General features: G+C 61.0%; 17 protein-coding genes. 11 read left to right on the plus strand and 6 right to left on the minus strand.

All coding sequences use genetic code 11. The features are described 5' to 3' along the window. Positions 1-176: 176 nt before the first annotated feature. Entirely contained in the window at positions 177-2,717 is a 2,541-nt protein-coding gene (locus D3Y59_RS08395; RefSeq protein ID WP_119444646.1) for a PIG-L family deacetylase, read from the minus strand. 158 nt (positions 2,718-2,875) lie between these two features. On the opposite strand from D3Y59_RS08395, the gene D3Y59_RS08400 reads away from it, so the two are divergent. Both D3Y59_RS08400 and D3Y59_RS08405 read left to right on the plus strand, forming a co-directional pair. Next, the gene (locus D3Y59_RS08400; protein WP_119444647.1) at positions 2,876-4,549 is read left to right on the plus strand and encodes a S8 family serine peptidase; all 1,674 of its coding nucleotides are present in this window, start codon (positions 2,876-2,878) and stop codon (positions 4,547-4,549) included. Between the two features lie 125 nt (positions 4,550-4,674). Beyond that, positions 4,675-5,637 (plus strand): YitT family protein, encoded by a 963-nt coding sequence (locus tag D3Y59_RS08405; protein ID WP_119444648.1) that lies wholly within the window; start codon positions 4,675-4,677, stop codon positions 5,635-5,637. Between the two features lie 151 nt (positions 5,638-5,788). On the opposite strand, the gene D3Y59_RS08410 is transcribed toward D3Y59_RS08405, so the two are convergent. Next, a complete protein-coding gene (locus D3Y59_RS08410; protein ID WP_162910646.1) occupies positions 5,789-6,514 on the minus strand; it encodes a DUF3667 domain-containing protein in 726 nt (241 codons plus the stop codon). Between the two features lie 201 nt (positions 6,515-6,715). Between D3Y59_RS08410 and D3Y59_RS08415 the strand changes: the two genes are divergently transcribed. The 3 genes from D3Y59_RS08415 to D3Y59_RS08425 all read left to right on the plus strand — a co-directional run bounded on the left by D3Y59_RS08415 (position 6,716) and on the right by D3Y59_RS08425 (position 9,419). Next, on the plus strand, positions 6,716-7,540 hold the full coding sequence (locus D3Y59_RS08415; protein ID WP_119444650.1) for an MOSC domain-containing protein: 825 nt from the start codon (positions 6,716-6,718) through the stop codon (positions 7,538-7,540). 312 nt (positions 7,541-7,852) lie between these two features. Then, the gene (locus D3Y59_RS08420; RefSeq protein ID WP_162910647.1) at positions 7,853-8,647 is read left to right on the plus strand and encodes a DUF547 domain-containing protein; all 795 of its coding nucleotides are present in this window, start codon (positions 7,853-7,855) and stop codon (positions 8,645-8,647) included. Between the two features lie 97 nt (positions 8,648-8,744). Further along, a complete protein-coding gene (locus D3Y59_RS08425; RefSeq protein WP_162910648.1) occupies positions 8,745-9,419 on the plus strand; it encodes a DUF2461 domain-containing protein in 675 nt (224 codons plus the stop codon). 159 nt (positions 9,420-9,578) lie between these two features. Here the strand turns inward: D3Y59_RS08425 and D3Y59_RS08430 are convergent, their stop codons facing one another. Next, the gene (locus D3Y59_RS08430) at positions 9,579-10,202 is read right to left on the minus strand and encodes a deoxynucleoside kinase (protein ID WP_119444653.1); all 624 of its coding nucleotides are present in this window, start codon (positions 10,200-10,202) and stop codon (positions 9,579-9,581) included. A 172-nt stretch (positions 10,203-10,374) separates the two neighbouring features. Here D3Y59_RS08430 and D3Y59_RS08435 point away from each other — a divergent pair, with 172 nt between their 5' ends. Continuing rightward, entirely contained in the window at positions 10,375-10,806 is a 432-nt protein-coding gene (locus tag D3Y59_RS08435; RefSeq protein WP_162910649.1) for a hypothetical protein, read from the plus strand. 82 nt (positions 10,807-10,888) lie between these two features. Here D3Y59_RS08435 and D3Y59_RS08440 read toward each other — a convergent pair whose 3' ends face one another. Further along, entirely contained in the window at positions 10,889-11,641 is a 753-nt protein-coding gene (locus D3Y59_RS08440; RefSeq protein ID WP_119444655.1) for a hypothetical protein, read from the minus strand. A gap of 140 nt (positions 11,642-11,781) precedes the next feature. Between D3Y59_RS08440 and D3Y59_RS08445 the strand changes: the two genes are divergently transcribed. Together D3Y59_RS08445 and D3Y59_RS08450 are read left to right on the plus strand one after the other, a co-directional pair. Further along, entirely contained in the window at positions 11,782-12,321 is a 540-nt protein-coding gene (locus D3Y59_RS08445) for a GNAT family N-acetyltransferase (RefSeq protein WP_119446390.1), read from the plus strand. Positions 12,322-12,387: 66 nt separating this feature from the next. After that, positions 12,388-12,612: a CDGSH iron-sulfur domain-containing protein gene (locus tag D3Y59_RS08450; protein WP_119444656.1), complete on the plus strand. Its 225-nt coding sequence runs from the start codon at positions 12,388-12,390 to the stop codon at positions 12,610-12,612. A gap of 74 nt (positions 12,613-12,686) precedes the next feature. On the opposite strand, the gene D3Y59_RS08455 is transcribed toward D3Y59_RS08450, so the two are convergent. After that, entirely contained in the window at positions 12,687-12,947 is a 261-nt protein-coding gene (locus tag D3Y59_RS08455) for an acyl-CoA-binding protein (protein ID WP_119444657.1), read from the minus strand. A gap of 114 nt (positions 12,948-13,061) precedes the next feature. Here D3Y59_RS08455 and D3Y59_RS08460 point away from each other — a divergent pair, with 114 nt between their 5' ends. The 3 genes from D3Y59_RS08460 to D3Y59_RS08470 all read left to right on the plus strand — a co-directional run bounded on the left by D3Y59_RS08460 (position 13,062) and on the right by D3Y59_RS08470 (position 15,715). Beyond that, positions 13,062-14,366 carry an amidohydrolase family protein gene (locus D3Y59_RS08460; protein ID WP_119444658.1) on the plus strand — a complete coding sequence of 435 codons (1,305 nt, stop codon included), beginning with the start codon at positions 13,062-13,064 and terminating at the stop codon, positions 14,364-14,366. 104 nt (positions 14,367-14,470) lie between these two features. Continuing rightward, entirely contained in the window at positions 14,471-14,986 is a 516-nt protein-coding gene (locus tag D3Y59_RS08465; RefSeq protein ID WP_119444659.1) for a CinA family protein, read from the plus strand. A gap of 66 nt (positions 14,987-15,052) precedes the next feature. Then, positions 15,053-15,715, plus strand: a complete 663-nt coding sequence (locus D3Y59_RS08470; protein ID WP_119444660.1) for a hypothetical protein — start codon at positions 15,053-15,055, stop codon at positions 15,713-15,715. Between the two features lie 51 nt (positions 15,716-15,766). Here D3Y59_RS08470 and D3Y59_RS08475 read toward each other — a convergent pair whose 3' ends face one another. Further along, positions 15,767-16,801, minus strand: a complete 1,035-nt coding sequence (locus tag D3Y59_RS08475; protein WP_119444661.1) for a hypothetical protein — start codon at positions 16,799-16,801, stop codon at positions 15,767-15,769. Positions 16,802-16,885: the final 84 nt, after the last annotated feature.

The following is a 16,885-nucleotide window of genomic DNA, read 5'->3' on the forward strand; positions in this document are numbered from 1 at the left end:
GAGTGGAAATTAAAACTCCTCGAAGAACGGTAACAACGGCCAAAAGCTACGCAATAGCCGAACGGCGTGTAACGCTGAGCGGCGCTCGGCGCGGCCAACTCCGGCGACCATCTGGGGCTGGGCGGTTTTGGGCGGCACCGCCAAGGTGGCTACGCCGCCTACACGCGGTTCGGCGGCTACTTTTTGCCTAGCTCAATCATATTCGTCAGCAGCCGGTAGGCGCCCGGCACGCCGGCCGGCAGCTCGCGGAAAAACGACAAACCCGTATAGATGTAGTGGCCTTTGCCGTACTCGGCTACCAAAATGGCGCCTTCCTTGGCCGATTCGCCGGGGTCGTTGCTGCTGATGATGGTTTGGTACTTGGCATCCCAGGAGTTAGGATAGTACAAGCCCTGCTCCTGTACCCAGCCCTGAAAATCGCGCTCCGTAATCTTGTTCGGGGTGTTTAGCAGCGCATGCTCGGGCTTCAGAAACTTCACCGGAGCGTTTTCAACTGTTACGCGCTCCGAGGATAACTTAAGCGGATACGGGCCGATTTCGGGCAGCACGGTGCCGCGGTTCACGGTGTACTGCACCACCAGGTTGCCGCCTTTCTCTACGTAGTCGAGCAGCACGGGCTGCAGGTAGCGCAGGCGCTCCACGGTGTTGTAGGCCCGCACCCCCAGCACTACCGCATCGAAGCGGCGCAGGCTTTGGGCCGAAATGTCTTCGGGTTTGAGCAGCGTTACCGCGTAGCCAATCTGGCGCAGGGCATCGGGCACTTCGTCGCCGGCGCCCATGAGGTAGCCAATGTTGTTGGCCTTGCGCTTCAGATCGAGCTTTACGAGCGGTGCAAAGGCTTCGGGGAACAGCGTTTGGGCCGGAATGTGAGTGTAGTTGATGTTCTGGATGCCGCGCGAATATTGCTGACCATCAACGGTAGCCACGGCGCGCAGCTGATTGGCGCTTTCCTGGTTGCCCGTGGGCTGCACCTGAAACTCCACCGTGCGCTCCTCGTCCTTGTTCTTCAGCTCGAACGGAATGCTGGCGGGCTCTACTTTCCAACCGGCCGGTACCTGAAGAGCAACCGTGCCTTTGGCATTGGCGCGGCCAGCTTTCAGCGTTACCGGCACTGTTTTGGGCTGGTTTTCGGCAAACACATAGGCGTGGCCGATGAGGTTTACGGCTACTGGCGGCACTACCGTGAGCGGCCGGTACAGCTCGCCGTATACAGGGTCGGTGCGCTTGTATTGAGCGGAGAGCAAGAATGGGATAGTGTTCTTACCTATTTTCACACTAACCGCCACATTTACTGCTTCTCCATTTTCAGCGTCACCGCGTTGTACCTGATCGGCAACAACGTACATGCCAGTAGTACCAGGTTGGCGTAACCAGTAAGGCTGCGAGACGGTGTAAGTAACTGGCACTGTATACTTCAACTGAAGGCGCATTGCTTCTTCGGCCCTCAGCAATTTGCGCAACACAGTGTCTAATTTCGCCTCATTTAGACGTCCGATATGCACAGATTGAACTTCAATAGGAGATGCGGAGCGATTAACTGCTTCAACATTGAAGCGCAATACCTGACCCGGAACGACCGATGCCTCGGCAGCCGTTACCTCCAAATGCAACCCCAAGCAGGCACGTATTAAATCATTGACGGATTGCAACTTGGTCCCTAACAAATAATTACCCTTTGCATCACTTCCATCGCCAGTTAGCTTCATAAGAAGCTCGCGTATCTCCATCAACCCGGCGATTGAGGCGGCAGGATTGTTCGGGTCGTATTTGCGAATAACCTCGCTAGTGAGTTTATCCATGTTATAACCGCCCAACGATTGTTTGCCTTGCAAGCGCCGCCAAGTCACATCTATGCCCTCAAATGGGTCTTTGCTAACCTTCTCCCCCTTTATCTGCTGCAGGTACTCAATAGCCTCGCCGCGTGAAGCGCTGGCGCCCATGCCCTGGCTTTGGTGCTGCGAGCGGCTGCGGGCGGCAATTTCACCGTAGCTCTGGCCTAGGAGGGCGTTGTAACCACCGGCATCTACCTTCAGGTAGCCGCTCATGTCCTCGCCGGGTTTCACGAAAAACGAGCCGGTGTTCCAGAACAAGCGCTTGGGTTGCCAGGGCTGCACGTATTGCAGCTGCTCCGGAAAGCGCTTCGGGTCGCCGGCAGCATCGAAGGCTTCGAGGGCGAGCATAGCCGAGGCGGTGTGGTGGCCGTGGCCGGCGCGGCTGTCGGGCGGAAAGCGGGTGATGAGCACATCGGGGCGGCGCTGCCGGATAACCCACACCATATCGGCCAGCACCTGCTCCTTATCCCAAATGGTAAAGGTTTCTTCGGCGGTTTTGCTGAAGCCGAAATCGTTGGCGCGCGAGAAAAACTGCCGGCCGCCATCGATGCGGCGGGCTGCCAGCAGCTCCTGCGTCCGGATTACACCTAGGGCTTCGCGCAGCTCGGGCCCGATTAGGTTCTGGCCGCCGTCGCCGCGGGTGCAGCTGAAATAGCCGGTTTCCAGGAGGCGGCCGTTGGCGAGGTAGGCAATCATGCGGGTGTTCTCATCGTCGGGGTGCGCGGCGATGTAGAGCACCGAGCCCAGCACGTTGAGCTTTTTCAGGCCCAGCAGGATTTCCGACGACGAATATGTTTTGGGTGCTTGGGCACTTGCTTCAAGGAAGAAGGAAGAATGAAGCAGGACGAGGGCCGACAGCGCGGCGCGGAGGCGAGTCAGGAGCATTCGGGAAAGCGAATGGAACGAGGGGCGTAAAGGTATTGGTTTAGGTAGCCGGGATAAAAACCCGACTTTGCCGCAACGGTTGCGGCCCGGCCGCCGTCGGTGGCATAACTTACCGCGCATTCGGGGGCGCACCTCCCCTTTTCAACCGCATTTTCTGCATGAGCTTATCTTCTCGTTCCTGGTTATCGGCCCTGGGTTTGGCGCTGCTGTTGCAGCCCGCTGCCTCGTTTGCCCAAACCGCCCCGCCTGCTGCTAAGCCCGCCGCCGCTGCGCAGCAATGGACGCACCTCGACCCCAAAGCCGACCGGGTAATGGGCATCAGTACCGAACGCACCTACGCCGAGCTGCTGAAAAACCGCCAACCCACGCCCGTAATCGTGGCCGTGATTGACGCAGGCATCGACACTACCCACGAAGACCTGAAGCGCGTGCTGTGGCGCAACACCAAGGAAATTGTGGGCAACGGCAAAGACGACGACCAGAACGGCTACGTCGACGACGTGTACGGCTGGAACTTCCTGGGTGGCAAGGACGGCCGCAACGTGGACGTGGACACCTACGAGGAAACCCGCCTGCTGGCCAAGCTGCAGCCGCTGTACGAGGGCAAATCGCGCACCAGCGTACCCAAGGCCAAACAAGCCGAGTACGACCTGTACCTGCGCGTGAAAAAGGACTACGAGAAAAAACTGCAGGACGACACCGAGCAGTACAAAGAGCTTGGCCCGCTGGCCGAGCAGCTCGACGGCATCACGGGCCAGCTCAAGCAAGTGTTGGGCGTGGAGCGCCTCGATACGGCCGTGCTGCGCCGCCCGCCTACCAAGGAGGCCGGCATTCTGCAAATCACTTCGCAGCTCTACGGCAGCCTGATGCAGTCGGGCGCGCCCGATATGGAGTCGGTGGTGGTGCAGCTGCGCGAGGCCTCGGCCGAAGCCAAAAAGCGCGTGGAGTACTCGCTGAACCTGAAGTTTAACCCGCGGGCCGAAATTGTGCAGGACAACGAGGAAAACGTGCAGGAGCGCGGCCATGGCAACCCCGATGTGATGGGCCCCGACCCCACGCACGGCACGCACGTATCGGGCATTATTGCCGCCGACCGCCGCAACAACCTAGGGATTTTGGGCGTGGCCGATGCGCCCGTGCGCATCATGACGCTGCGGGCCGTGCCCAACGGCGACGAGCACGACAAGGACATTGCCCACGCCATCCGTTACGCCGTGGACAACGGCGCGCAAATCATCAACATGAGCTTCGGCAAGTACTACTCGCCGCAGCGCCCCGCCGTGGATGAGGCCATTAAGTACGCCGGCCAAAAAGGCGTGCTGCTGGTGCACGCCGCCGGCAACGAGTCGAAGAACATCGACCTGGTAACGCACTTTCCGTCGCCGGTGGCCAAGGATGGCAAAACCGCCCACCCCAACTTGCTGACGGTGGGCGCCTCGGCCAGCAAAAACAACGAGCAGCTGGTGGCCGAGTTCAGCAACTTTGGCAAGCGCGTGGATGTATTTGCGCCCGGCGTAAACATCTACTCCACCCTGCCCGGCAGCAAGTACGGCAACGAAAGCGGCACCAGCATGGCAGCGCCCACCGCGGCGGGCGTAGCGGCCGTGCTGAAAGCGTACTACCCGCAGCTTACCGCCACCGACCTCAAGCGCATCATTATGCAATCGGCCGAGCCGGTGCGCACCAAGGTGCAAAAGCCCGGCGACAAGAAGACGATCGACTTCACGCAGCTCTCGAGCACCGGCGGTGTCATCAACCTGTACCGTGCCGTGCAATTGGCCGGCCAACAGGGCGCCAAAGCCGCCGCTACGCCGGGGCCTACGGGGCGCTAAGCACCTAGGGCCAATGCAGGCCAACGGGCAACGGCAAACGCCGTTGCCCGTTTTTGTTAGTAGCCGCCGCGGCCGCCGGGCTTTGTGCAGCGCGTGGCCGTATTTCCTTCCAACCTCCTGCCCGCATGTTGTTACAGCAGCTTATTGTTCGCAGCGTTCTGCGCAAAAAATACCCGCAAGGCTTGCCGCCCCGCTACAAGGGCGGCGGGCCCATTTGGCGCTTTGCGCTGCGCCTGCTGCGGCGGCAGCTTACCAACACGGCCTTGGTGGTAGCCGGCATTTTTTCGGCGGCCCTGGGCCTGAAGGGATTTTTGCTGCCCAACGGCTTCATCGACGGCGGCGTAACGGGCATTTCCCTGCTCACGGCGCAGGTTACCGGCCTGCCGCTTTCGGTGCTGATTCTGATCATCAACGCGCCGTTTGTGGTGCTGGCCTACTTTCACCTCGACCGCGTGGTGGCCGTGAAAACCCTGCTGGCCATTACCGGGCTGGCCGTGGTGCTGTGGCTGGTGTCCTTCCCGGTGCTCACACACGATAAGCTCCTGATTTCGGTGTTCGGCGGGTTTTTCCTAGGTGCCGGCATCGGCCTTACCATCCGGGGCGGTGGCGTGCTCGATGGCACCGAAATCCTGTCGGTGTTCGTCAGCCGCAAAAGCCCCTTAAGCGTCGGCGACGTAATTCTGGTCATCAACATTTTCATCTTCGGGGTAGCGGCGCTGCTGCTCTCGGTGGAGGCGGCCATGTACTCCATTCTGGCCTACCTGGCGGCTGCCAAAACCGTCGATTTCATGATTGATGGCCTTGAGGAGTACACCGGCGTCACCATCATCTCGAAGCGCAGCGAGGCCATCCGGCGCGTGCTCACCGAAGACCTCGGCCACGGGGTTACCATTTACAGCGGCCGCACCGGTTACAGCGCCAACGGCGTGCAGCGCCAGTCGCTCGACATCGTGTTCACGGCCGTAACCCGCCTCGAGCTCACGCGGCTCAAGGCCGAAGTAGAAGCCATCGACCACCAGGCCTTTATCCTGATGCACAGCATCAAGGACACCCACGGCGGCGTCATCAAGAAGAAGCCGCTGCACTAAGCAGGACAAGCAAGCAGCGGCGGCGTACTCTGTAAATCAATCACAACCGATTGGTGGTATTGCCCCGGGGCAGTCGGCAGTCGGCAGTCAGCCGCTCACCCAACCCGGTGCCCTAGGTGCCGCACGTGGCTACCGCCCTAGGCAGCAAGCCTCAGGCAAACACGTACCACCTGAAAATAAGCATGTTGGTGCCGTAGTTGATGCAGCCGCCAACTACGCTTACAGCCAACGCGCTGGCTATGGCCGCGGGCCAGCTAAGGCCGAGGCCCCGGCGCCCGATCCAGGTGAGGTACACCACGTAAACGCCGGCCTGCATGAAGGCCGTGCTGCTGCCCGGCTCGCGCCCCGCCACCAAAAACACCGAAACCAGCGCCGCCAGCAGCAACAGCTGAAAGGCGCACCCCACCAGCACCAGCAGCAGAAACGCCTCGGCGTAGTTGAGGCGCCGCCGATAAACCGCCCACGCCGCCAGCGCGTGCACCGGTACCAACGACAACCACCACACGTTGAAGTACTTGCCCACTGCCGCAAAATACTCGCCCACGCGGCGCACTTGCTCGGCCGAGGCTCCGCGCAGCTGAAAGCCGCGCTGCACGTTTTCGCCGATCAGTTCGTAATAGTGCAGCTTCACCGAGAGCAGCGTGGCCAAGCCGGCCGCCAGCAGCAAAAACTGAAACGGACTGAAATACCGCTTGCGGCGCCCCGCCGCGTAATCGGCAAACACCCGGCCCGGCGCAAGCAGTACTTGCCTGGCAAACCCAAAAATGCTTTTGTCGGCGTGCGTGAACACGTGCACCAGCTCGTGCAGCACATGGGCGGTGCTCAGGCGGTGGGGCCGCGGCTGGCCGCAACCGGGGCAAAAATTACCCGCGGCCATTGGTTGCTCGCAGTTGAGGCACCGCTCGGCGGCCGCAGGGGCCGCTTGGGCAGGCGGGAGCACCGCCGGTTGAGTATTGGTAGCGGCAGCAGATATACCAGGCAACAACATAGGCTCGGCGGGGTTTAGCAGGCATGTATTAGGCCCGCGCTATGCAGTTTACCTGCTTTCCGACTGCCGCGCAAGCCTTACCTTCGTAGCATGGCTGATACCCACGCTGCGCTTACGCTTTCCGATCTTTATCTATACCCCGTCAAATCCCTAGGTGGCTTTCGCGTGCCCGAAGCGGCCGTTGAGTTGCGCGGCCTGCGCCACGACCGCCGCTGGCTGCTGGTTGATGCGCGCGGCCGCTTTCTGACGCAGCGCACCCTGCCGGCCATGGCCTTGCTGCACCTCGAGTACGCCCACAACGGCTTCATTGTGCGCCACATTCAGCGCCCCGAGTTAAAACCCCTGCTGGTACCTTTCGAGGCCGAGCACAAAGGCACGCAGTTCGTAACCGTGTGGGACGACATGGTGTTTGCTTACCGCGGCCTGCGCGAGCACGACGAATGGTTTTCCGAAGCCCTAGGCCAGCCTTGCCGCCTGGTGCACATGCCCGACGCCGCTCTGCGCGCCGCCGACGGCGGCGACGCCCGCGGCCTCGTCAGCTTTGCCGATGCCTACCCCTTCCTGCTTATCGGCCAAGCCTCGCTCGACGACCTCAACAGCCGCCTTGCCGAGCCCGTGCCCATGAACCGCTTTCGGCCCAATTTGGTGGTGCACGGCGCCGAGGCCTACGCCGAGGATGCTTGGGGCAGCTTTGCCATTGGCGGCAACGCCTTCGAGGGCATACGCACCTGCGGCCGCTGCGTGCTCATCACCACCAATCAGCAAACGGCCGAGCGCACCCCCGAGCCGCTGCGCACGCTGGCGCAGTACCGCACCGTGGGCAACCACGTGATGTTTGGCCTGAACGTGGTAGGCCCCGAAGCCGGCCTGTTGCGCGTGGGCGATGCCCTCGAGGTGTTCAGCCGCCGCAATTAGCTGTCCACCTAGGGCAACGTAGGCGCCGCCCGCAGCAACGGGGTGCTGCGGGCGGCGCCTGTTTTTTGTGCCAGCAGGCCAAGCTGCGCCCAGCACCTCTCCGTGCGGTTTTGGGCGTTTGCAGCCGCGCCGGGGCTATTTAGCAATAATGCCCGCTCGCTTAAGGATTTAGATTGTAAAATATTTCCCGGAAAAAGGTAATTGCCATTGATAGAGTGCTGTTTACCGAGTATTTTTGAGCACCCACGCGCTATGCCCAAAAGCCAAAAGCAGCCGGCTGCGGGTGGGTCTGCCCCGCCCCACCTTCACCTAATGCAGCACAACTACTTTTTTCGGCAGCTCCTGCTTTTGCTGGCGCTACTCGTTTCCACCGTGGCCTGGGCTCACCGGCCGGCGCTAGTAGCCGATCAGCCCGCCTACGAGGCCTTGCTCAAACGCCACGTATTGCCCGATGGCCGCGTGAACTACGAGGGCCTAGCCGACGACGAAGAAGTGCTGATGGCCTACCTGCAAAGCCTGAGCAGCCGGCCGCCCTTGCCCAGCTGGAGCCGCTACGACCAGGCCGCGTTCTGGCTGAATACTTACAACGCCTACACCCTGTACCTAGCCGCACAGTACTACCCCGTAGAGCGTCTAAGCGACATTAAGATCAAAAGCGTGGGCGGCTACCGCTCCCTGTGGGACGCGCCCGAAGTCAACATTGGCGGCAAGCAGTACACCCTGAAGCAGATTGAGCGCGAAATTTTGCCCGAGTTGCTGCCCAACGACCCGCGCCGCCACTTTGCGTTGCACTGCGGGGCAGCCTCGTCGCCGAAGCTCTTGCCCGAGGCTTACGAAGGCAACCGCCTCGATGCCCAATTGTCGTTGCAGGCGTCGCGTTTCATCAACGACCCGGTGCTGAACGTGCTGGCTCCCGACAGCGCCCAGCTTTCCAGCCTGTTCGATTGGTACGCGGCCGACTTTGGCACCCCGGCTCAACTGCTCGAGTTCATCAACCGCTACGCCGCCACCGGCCTCAGCTCCAGCACCGCCGTCAGCTACGTGCCCTACGACTGGACGCTCAACGATTCGCGCGGACCCGGCGTAGTAGCCCAACGCAAGCGCTAAGCCCTAACCAGTACCGCAGCCGCTTCCGCCGAAGCGGCTGCGGCGTTTTTGGGCGGCCCGGTTGCGTTTTTTCGTACCTCCTACCCGCTTCAGTGCTTTGAAGGACCTAGCCTTTTTGCTCGAGTTTTTGGGCCAGCTGGCCCAGAACAACAACAAACCCTGGATGGATGCGCACCGCGCCGATTACCAGCAAGCCCGCAAGGTGTTTACGGCGTTGGTAACCGAGTTGCTGGCCCGCGCGCAGCGGTTTGAGCCGGCTTTGCTGGCGCTTTCGCCCTCCGATGTGATGTACCGCATCAACAAAAACGACCGATTTCAGCAAAGCGACGAGCCCTACAAGCGCCACATGGGCGCCGGCCTGAAGCGCGACGGGCGGCAATCGCCGTGGGCAGGCTACTTTGTGGCCATCGAGCCCGGCGGCGAAACCTACGTGGGGGCCGGCCGGTGGCAGCCCGAGCCGCAACAACTGGCCCGCATCCGGCAAGAAATTCACTACAACCCCGATGCGTTTCATGGCGTGCGCCAAAATGCGGGCTTGCTGCGCGAGTTTCCGCAGGGGCTTGATATGAGCCAAGCGCTGCGCACCGCTCCCAAGGGCTACGACCGCCACGACCCCGACATTGAGTGGCTGCGGCTCAAGAGCTACTTTGTGTGGCGCACGTTTCCGGACAAAGAAGTACTTCGCGCTGATTTTCCCGACCGCGTGCTGGCTGCCTGGCAAGCGGCACAACCGCTCGTAACGTTCCTCAACGAAGCCATGCAGCAAGATTAGGTATTAGGTATTAGGTATTAGATATTAGGTATTAGGTATTAGGTATTAGGTATTAGGGTGTATGCTGGCCTGGCCCAAGGGTTATAAAAAAGAGGCGCAACTGACGTTGCGCCTCTTTTTTGTATCGGTTCGCCCTAGGTCCTAACACCTAAGCCCTAATTAAAACAACCCGAACAGGTTGGCCTGAATCTTCTCGATGATGGTGCCTAGGTCTTCGGGGCGGCTAACGTAGTCGAGCTGGCTTACGTCTACGATCAGCAGCTTGCCCGCTTTGTAGTTGCCAATCCAGCGTTCGTAGTGCTCGTTGAGGTTGCGCAGGTACTCGATGCGCATGTTGTTTTCGTAGTCGCGGCCGCGCTTCTCAATCTGGTGAATGAGCTTGGGCAAATCGGCTTTGAGGTACAGCAGCAGATCGGGCGGATCGACCATGCTGATCATCGACTCGAACAGCCCTAGGTAGTTTTCGTAGTCGCGCTCGATCATCAGGCCCGACTCGTGCAGGTTGGCCGCGAAGATGTGGGCATCCTCGTAAATCGTGCGGTCCTGAATCACGCCCTTGCCGATAGCCTTCATCTCCTTGATGCGCTGGGTTTGGCGGAATCGGCTGTTGAGAAAGTACACCTGCAGGTGAAACGACCAGCGGGGCATGTCGTCGTAAAAATCCTTGAGGTAAGGATTGTGGTCGACGTCTTCCAGAAACACTTCCCAATTGAAGTGGTGGGCCAGCTTGTGGGCGAGCGTGGTTTTGCCGGCGCCTATATTGCCAACGATGGCGATGTGCATGAGCAGGGGGCGAAATCAGAAATGAGCGCACAAAAGTAACGCAAACCCATCAGCCGATTATCGTTGTTGTTGTGCATTGGCTGCTGTTTCAAATTATTGTAACTTATGTCATATGCCGCAACCCTTTAGCCCGCATCCGGGGGGCCCCAGAGCCCACTCGGCCGCCGAATTGGTGCATCGCGTAAGCGACCCATTTGGCGCCATCATAGCTGAATTCAACTACTTCGTGGCTGAGCGCGTGTTGTACGTGTGTTGGCACGGGCACCTCACCGGCGAGCTGGTTATTCGGGTGGCCGAAGCCAGCCTGCCGTGGATTGAGCAGCTGCACCCGCTCGGGCTCGTGAACGACAAGCGCGGCACCACCGGCGACTGGGGCGACTCCATCGACTGGATTCAGTTTGAGTGGCTGCCGCGCGCCAAGCAAAACGGCTTGTTTGCCTTTGCCTACGTGATGGACCCGGACACGCCCATGTCGTTGGAAAACACGAGCGTGGCCGATGCCATTGGCGAAGAGCTAGACTTGCGCCTGTTTTACAGCTTGCCGGTGGCCTGGAAGTGGCTGCGGCAGCGGGTTCAGAAAACGAGTAATACCTCGGCCGCCTAGGGGCGGCAATACGACAGCGGGCGGCCCCACCCTGTTGCCAAGGTCGGACCGCCCGCGGTGCAATTGCCCCAAGGAGGCGGCTCTATTCGTCGAGGGCCTTCTTGGTTTGTTTGGCTTTTTCGAGCGTGCGGAACTCGGCCTGCCACGAGCGAATGCGCAGGCGCTCCTCCATCGGGATTTGCTCGCGCACTTTCTCGTAGCGCGTGTTCAGTTTGGTGAGCACGTTGCTGGCCACGGCCCATTCCTCGGGTTCCCAGTCGTGGCGGTTTACGCGCACGTAGTCGATAAAGCGGCCGTACAGGTCGTGCATTTCGGACGCCCGCACCGTAGCCAGGTTCACGTTTTCGCCCAGTATCTGGGCTTGGGCCTGCTGCTGGGTTTGGGGCTGGCCGGCTTCTTCCTGCAAGCGGCGCTGCGTGGCCTCCCAGTTGTGGTAGCGGCTTTTGAGGTTGCCGTACTCGCGTTTGCCTTGCGCCGAAAGGCTATCCACGGCCTTATCGATGCGCTTGCTTTGGTAGTCGAACTCGTCCATCACGCGCGGCAAATCGCGGCGGGCGCCGGTTTCGGCGCGCTCGAGCTTGTCGTTTACCCAGTCGCGGAAAATGCCCAGGTCGCGTTCAACGGACGTAGCCGCCTGCCGCACCTCCGTGCTCGTGGAGCTGGTAGCGGGGCGCTGGGCAGGCTTTTGCGCGGGCGGGGTCTGCTGCTGAGGCTTTTTGGCCTGCTGCGAGGCCGGGGCCGGCGTACCGGCCGGCCGCGTTTGGGCCGCGGCACCGGGCGCCAAGCAAGCCAGCAACGAAGCGGCAAACAAGCTGGAAAGAACGGTGGATTTCATATTGGAGGAGTGTGGTTGCAAAGTAAAACCGGGCCCAAGGCCCAGGCCATAGGTACGTACTATCTAAAATTCGGGCCAAACATGCGCCGCCAACCCTCAAACGTTCGTTTTTTACCGAAATTATGCCCTTTTTGCGCCCTATGCCCGATTCAGCCGCTGCTGCCGTAGCTATACAACCCGCCACGCTGGCCGATATCCCGACGATTATTGCGCTGGCCGAAGCCACCTGGGAGCCCACGTACCGCTTCATCATCTCGAAGGAGCAGATCGAGTACATGTACCGCGTGATCTACACGCCGGCTTCGCTGCAACGGCAAATGACCGACGACGGCCACCGCTTTCTGGTGCTGCACTACGAGGGGCACCCGGCAGGCTACGCCTCGTTCAGCGAACGGGCTACCGAGCCAGGCACCTTTAAGCTGCACAAGCTGTACGTGCTGCCCTCGCACCAGGGCCGGCGCCTAGGTCAGCAGCTGGTAGCGGCCGTGGAGGAGGCCGCCTGCGAGGCGGGCGGCCAGTGGCTCGAGCTGAACGTAAATCGCCACAACCCGGCCCTGGGCTTCTACGAGCACCTGGGCTTTCAGCAGCACCGCGAGGAGGACATCCCGATTGGCCCGTACTGGATGAACGACTTTGTGATGCGCAAGCCGCTGCAAGCCAAAATATTGCCCTTCGCCTAGGTGCCTGGCACTGCCGGCACCCCAGGCACCTAGGGCTTCACCGCTTTTTCCTACACACTTTTTCCTATGCCCACGAAACTCACCGTCAACAACAACGGCTCTTTGCGCGTCGAAGGCGAAGACTTCATCATCGTTGATGCCCAGGGCAACGAGTACGGCCTGCAGGGCCGCACCCTGGTTAGCATCTGCCGCTGCGGCCTCTCGAGCCAAAAACCCTTCTGCGACGGTTCGCACAAAGGTCACTTCGAGCACAACGCCGTAGCCTTCGATTTGCCCCCCAAAAAAGTATAGCTGCTTTTTCGGCCACAACAAAGCCCGCCCTGGTTTGCACCTAGGCGGGCTTTGCCGTTAGGAGGAGCCGCTGCTTACGCTTGCTGAAAAAGCTGGTTTACCAACGCTACGTACTCCTGCCGAGCTTCGTCCTGGCTTTTGCCGTTGAGGCCGGCCCAGGCGTCGTACTTGGCAATGGCTTTGAAGTCGAACCCGCCCGGCCGGTCGCCGCTCACGTCGCCTTCCGAAGCTTGCTTGTACAAAGCGTAGAGCTTCAGCAGCGTCATGTTGTCGGGTTTTTTGGGCAGTTGCTGCGCGCGTTGGGCGGCTTGTTCAAATTCTTCTGGGGTGGCCATGGAGCTGATTGTGGGTTAGATATGCTGCCGAATATTCGGCACGCCTAACATACGCATTCATCCGATGCCGCGCATACCTTACCTTGGGCCGCAACTCACCGAATCACCTCCTCCATGCCCCTTTCCACTCCTGCCAAACACTTGTTTAGTACGGCGTTGCTGCTCGGCCTGAGCACCGCCGCCTTTGCGCAAAAAACTTACCTGCACTGCGGCCGCCTGCTCGATGTGCGCGCCGGCAAGCTGCTCACCGAGCAAACGCTGGTAATCGAAAACGGCCGCGTGCAGGCCCTGCAAGCCGGCTACGCTACGCCCGGCGGCGCCGCCGATAAAGTGGTTGACCTGAAAAACCGCACCGTGCTGCCCGGCCTCATCGACTGCCACGTGCACGTGGAGGGCGAAACCAGCAAGGACAACTTCCTGAAAGAATTCACCGAAAACCCCGGCGACGTGGCCTACGCAGCCGAAGCCCACGCCCGCACCACCCTGCTGGCCGGCTTTACCACCGTGCGCGACCTAGGCGGCTCGGGCATCAACATTTCGTTGCGCAACGCCATCAACCGCGGGCAAGTGGCCGGGCCTAGGATCTTCACGGTAGGCAAGGCTATTAGCGGTACGGGCGGCCACATGGACCCCACCAACGGCTACCGCCTCGATTTGATGGGCGTGCCCGGCCCGGCCGACGGCGTGGCAAACGGCCCCGACCAATGCCGCCAGGCCGTGCGCGAGCAGTACAAACGCGGCGCCGACCTCATCAAAATTGCCTCCACGGGCGGCGTACTGTCGGTAGCCAAGGATGGCTCGGCCCCGCAGTTTACCGAGGAGGAAATCAAAGCGGTGGTGGAAACCGCCCGCGACCTGGGCCTGAACGTGGCCTGCCACGCCCACGGCGCCGAGGGCATGAAGCGCGCCATTCGGGCCGGGGTAACGAGCATCGAGCACGGCACCCTGATGGACGACGAGACCATCAGGCTGATGAAGAAGTACGGCACCTGGTACGTGCCCACCATCACGGCCGGCAAATCCGTGGCCGACTCGGCCGCTAAGTACCCCAACTACTACCCGCCGCTGGTTACGCCCAAAGCACTGGCCATCGGGCCCAAGTTGCAAGGCACCTTCGGCAAGGCCTACAAAGCCGGCGTCAAAATCGCCTTCGGCACCGATGCTTCGGTATTTCGGCACGGCGTAAACGCCATGGAGTTTCAGTACATGGTAGAGGCCGGCATGCCCGCTTTGGAGGCCCTGCGCGCCGCCACCCTCAACGCTGCCGAGCTGCTGGGCCAAACGCCCAACCTAGGCTCCCTCGAGCCCGGCAAGCTGGCCGATGTGGTAGCCGTGGAGGGCGACCCGCTGCAAGACATCCGCACCATGCAGCGGGTGCGCTTTGTGATGAAGCAAGGCGTGGTGTACCGGCAGGAGTAAAAGCGTGGCGGCGCGGCCTGCTGGTTCTGGCGCTCAACTTTTGCCCTTGCGGTTAACTCCGCAGTGCAAGTGCGCGTAAGGCAACAGGCCGCGCCCCTACTGCTATGAAAGCTCCCGACGTCGATTCCCTCATCAAGAAATTCCTGCAACACAAGCTCACCTTGGCGCTGGCCGAAAGCTGCACCTGCGGCTGGGTGGCTGCCCAGCTGGCCCCGGCCCAGGGCGTGAGCAATGTGCTGCTCGGCTCGGTGGTTACCTACCACGGCGAGGCCAAGCAACGCCTCCTAGGTGTCAAGAAGAAAACCTTGGAGGAATACTCGGCCGAAAGCCAGCAAACCACCAACGAAATGGTGGAAGGCCTGCACAAACAGCTGCCCGCCGATGTGTGCGTGGCCATTACGGGCCTGTTTGGCCCCGGCGCTTCCGAAACGCCCGACAAACCATCGGGCACCATCTTCGTCACGGTTTTGCTTGAAGGCCGTGCCCACGAGTACCGCGAGGTGTTGAAAGCCCCCACCGACAAGCTCCGCGACTTAGCTGCTGATTTTATTTACAGCAAGCTAGCGGAGCTGCTCGATCGGCGCCAAAACAGCCCGAGCGAAAGCGTAAAGGGCAGCTAGAAAATAATGCCACCGAACTCCCGCGAAAGCAGCCGAATCCGGCTGCTTTCGCGCATTTTTGTGGCAATGGCAAACTCTACCGTTAGTACTATCGTGGCCGCTTTCAGCTTGGCCGCATTGGCAACGCTGCCGGCACAAGCGCAGTCGGAACTAAGCGCCAAGCCCGATACCACTAGGCTTCCGGCGCGGCCGCTGTCGCTGCCGCCCGCCAACGCTGCGCCCGCAAGCCAGCGGCCGCTTTACCCTGCTAGCTCGCTGGGCCTGAGCCTGGGCTGGGGCGCTCCGTATGGTTTGGGCTTCGAGTACAGCATGCTGATGACGGACAAGTTGGAGGTGAATGGCGGGCTGGGCCTAGGCATTGGCGGAAAAATTGGCGTGGGCGTGCGGTATTACGTCGAGCCCAGCAAGCGCGTGTCGCCGTTCTTCGGGGCCAACCTTGTCCGCTCCGGCCGCTTCTCCAACGTTACCCTTACCCTCGACGACGAAGAAGTACAGTACTCGCTCCGGCCGAGCGGCGTATTGCATTTGCGCACCGGTTTGCGGTGGCAGCCCGGCCGCTTTGCCATGCTGGGCACGTTTGGCTACGGCTTGGTTTTTACCGGCGACCCAGCCACTTACCACTACGCCACCTACGGCCGCCCCAGCAGGGACATGCGCGCCCTTATGCGGTTTTTCGGCCCGGGTGGGCCCGAGGTGTCGCTGACTTTTCTGCTCGGCCGAGGGTACTAAGCCCTGGCTCTAATTAACTATGCCCCTACCGGTGCCGCGCACCGGTAGCATCTAGGCCATTCGGGGCCGGCCGAGCACAAGGCGCAGGTTCATGCGCACCACATCGCCCACGGAGTCGCAGCGGTCGAACTCGGCGGTTTGGTGGTGCAGGTTCAACTCCTTTTTCAGCTGCGCAATTTTTTCGGCCGACGAAAGCTCCTCCTGCCGCATGCAGTCCACTAAGTCTTTGAGGCGGTAACGCTCGGCGCGGGCGCGGCGGGCCATCAGGGTGCGCTCTTCGGTTTGGTATTGCCTGATGGTTTCGGGCGAAAGCAGCTGGCGCACCAACTCCACCACGGGGCGGTTGTCGCGAAAATACTGCGGCAGGTACATGGCCTTGTGGCCCTCGTAGCTCTGCTGGTCGAAGTCGATGGCCCGCACGCGGTATTGTTCGTCCTCGAAATCGGGCGTTACGTCGATAACGTAGTTGTAAGAGCGCATATCGCCGAGCAAGCGCGCAAAGCACCGCTCGTTGAACTTCACGAACTCCTTGGCAATGCGTACTTGGTTGAGGTGCGGCCGATCGAGGCGCGTCCGAATAAAGTCGTCGCCCGGAATGCCCGCAATGTGCTCCTCGATGAGCGTGTCGCCGGCCACCAAAAAGTTGATGCTGTTCGGCGACAACAGGTGCTCCAGCTCCAGCCCGTACACGCGCGAGGCATCGGCCCGCTTCACGTAGAAGTAGTCGTAGTTGTCGTTGAACTGGTTGACGATGCGCACCCGAAACGGGTTGGAGTTGCCGAACCGGCAGTAATCCACGCGGTCGGCAATGAGGTGCTCCGTAAACGACAGGTCGCCGTCGGTTTTCAGCAGCGCGTACACCTGCGTGAGGCCCGCGCTCAGCTCCAGCAGCGTGTGCGGCTCGTAGTGCACGGTTTCCCAGAGCGTGTCGGTGCCCTGGCGGTCGAGCAGCGGAAACGAACCGGTGGAGCGCAGCAAGTCGCCGTATGTCACCGGCAGGCGTGTTTCGCGGTCGTAAAGGTGCAGGTATTCGCGCAGCGGCTGGCTGATGCGGTACGAAGGCTTCTTTTTGGATATTTCGTTCAAGGCAGGTGGCGGGCAAGGTGATGCTGCAAGAACGTAAAAACGCCCCTAGGTGGCGGTAACGCCGGGTGGTACTCGGCACTGGGG

It is taken from the genome of Hymenobacter oligotrophus (assembly GCF_003574965.1).
In the GTDB taxonomy this organism is placed as follows: domain Bacteria; phylum Bacteroidota; class Bacteroidia; order Cytophagales; family Hymenobacteraceae; genus Solirubrum; species Solirubrum oligotrophum.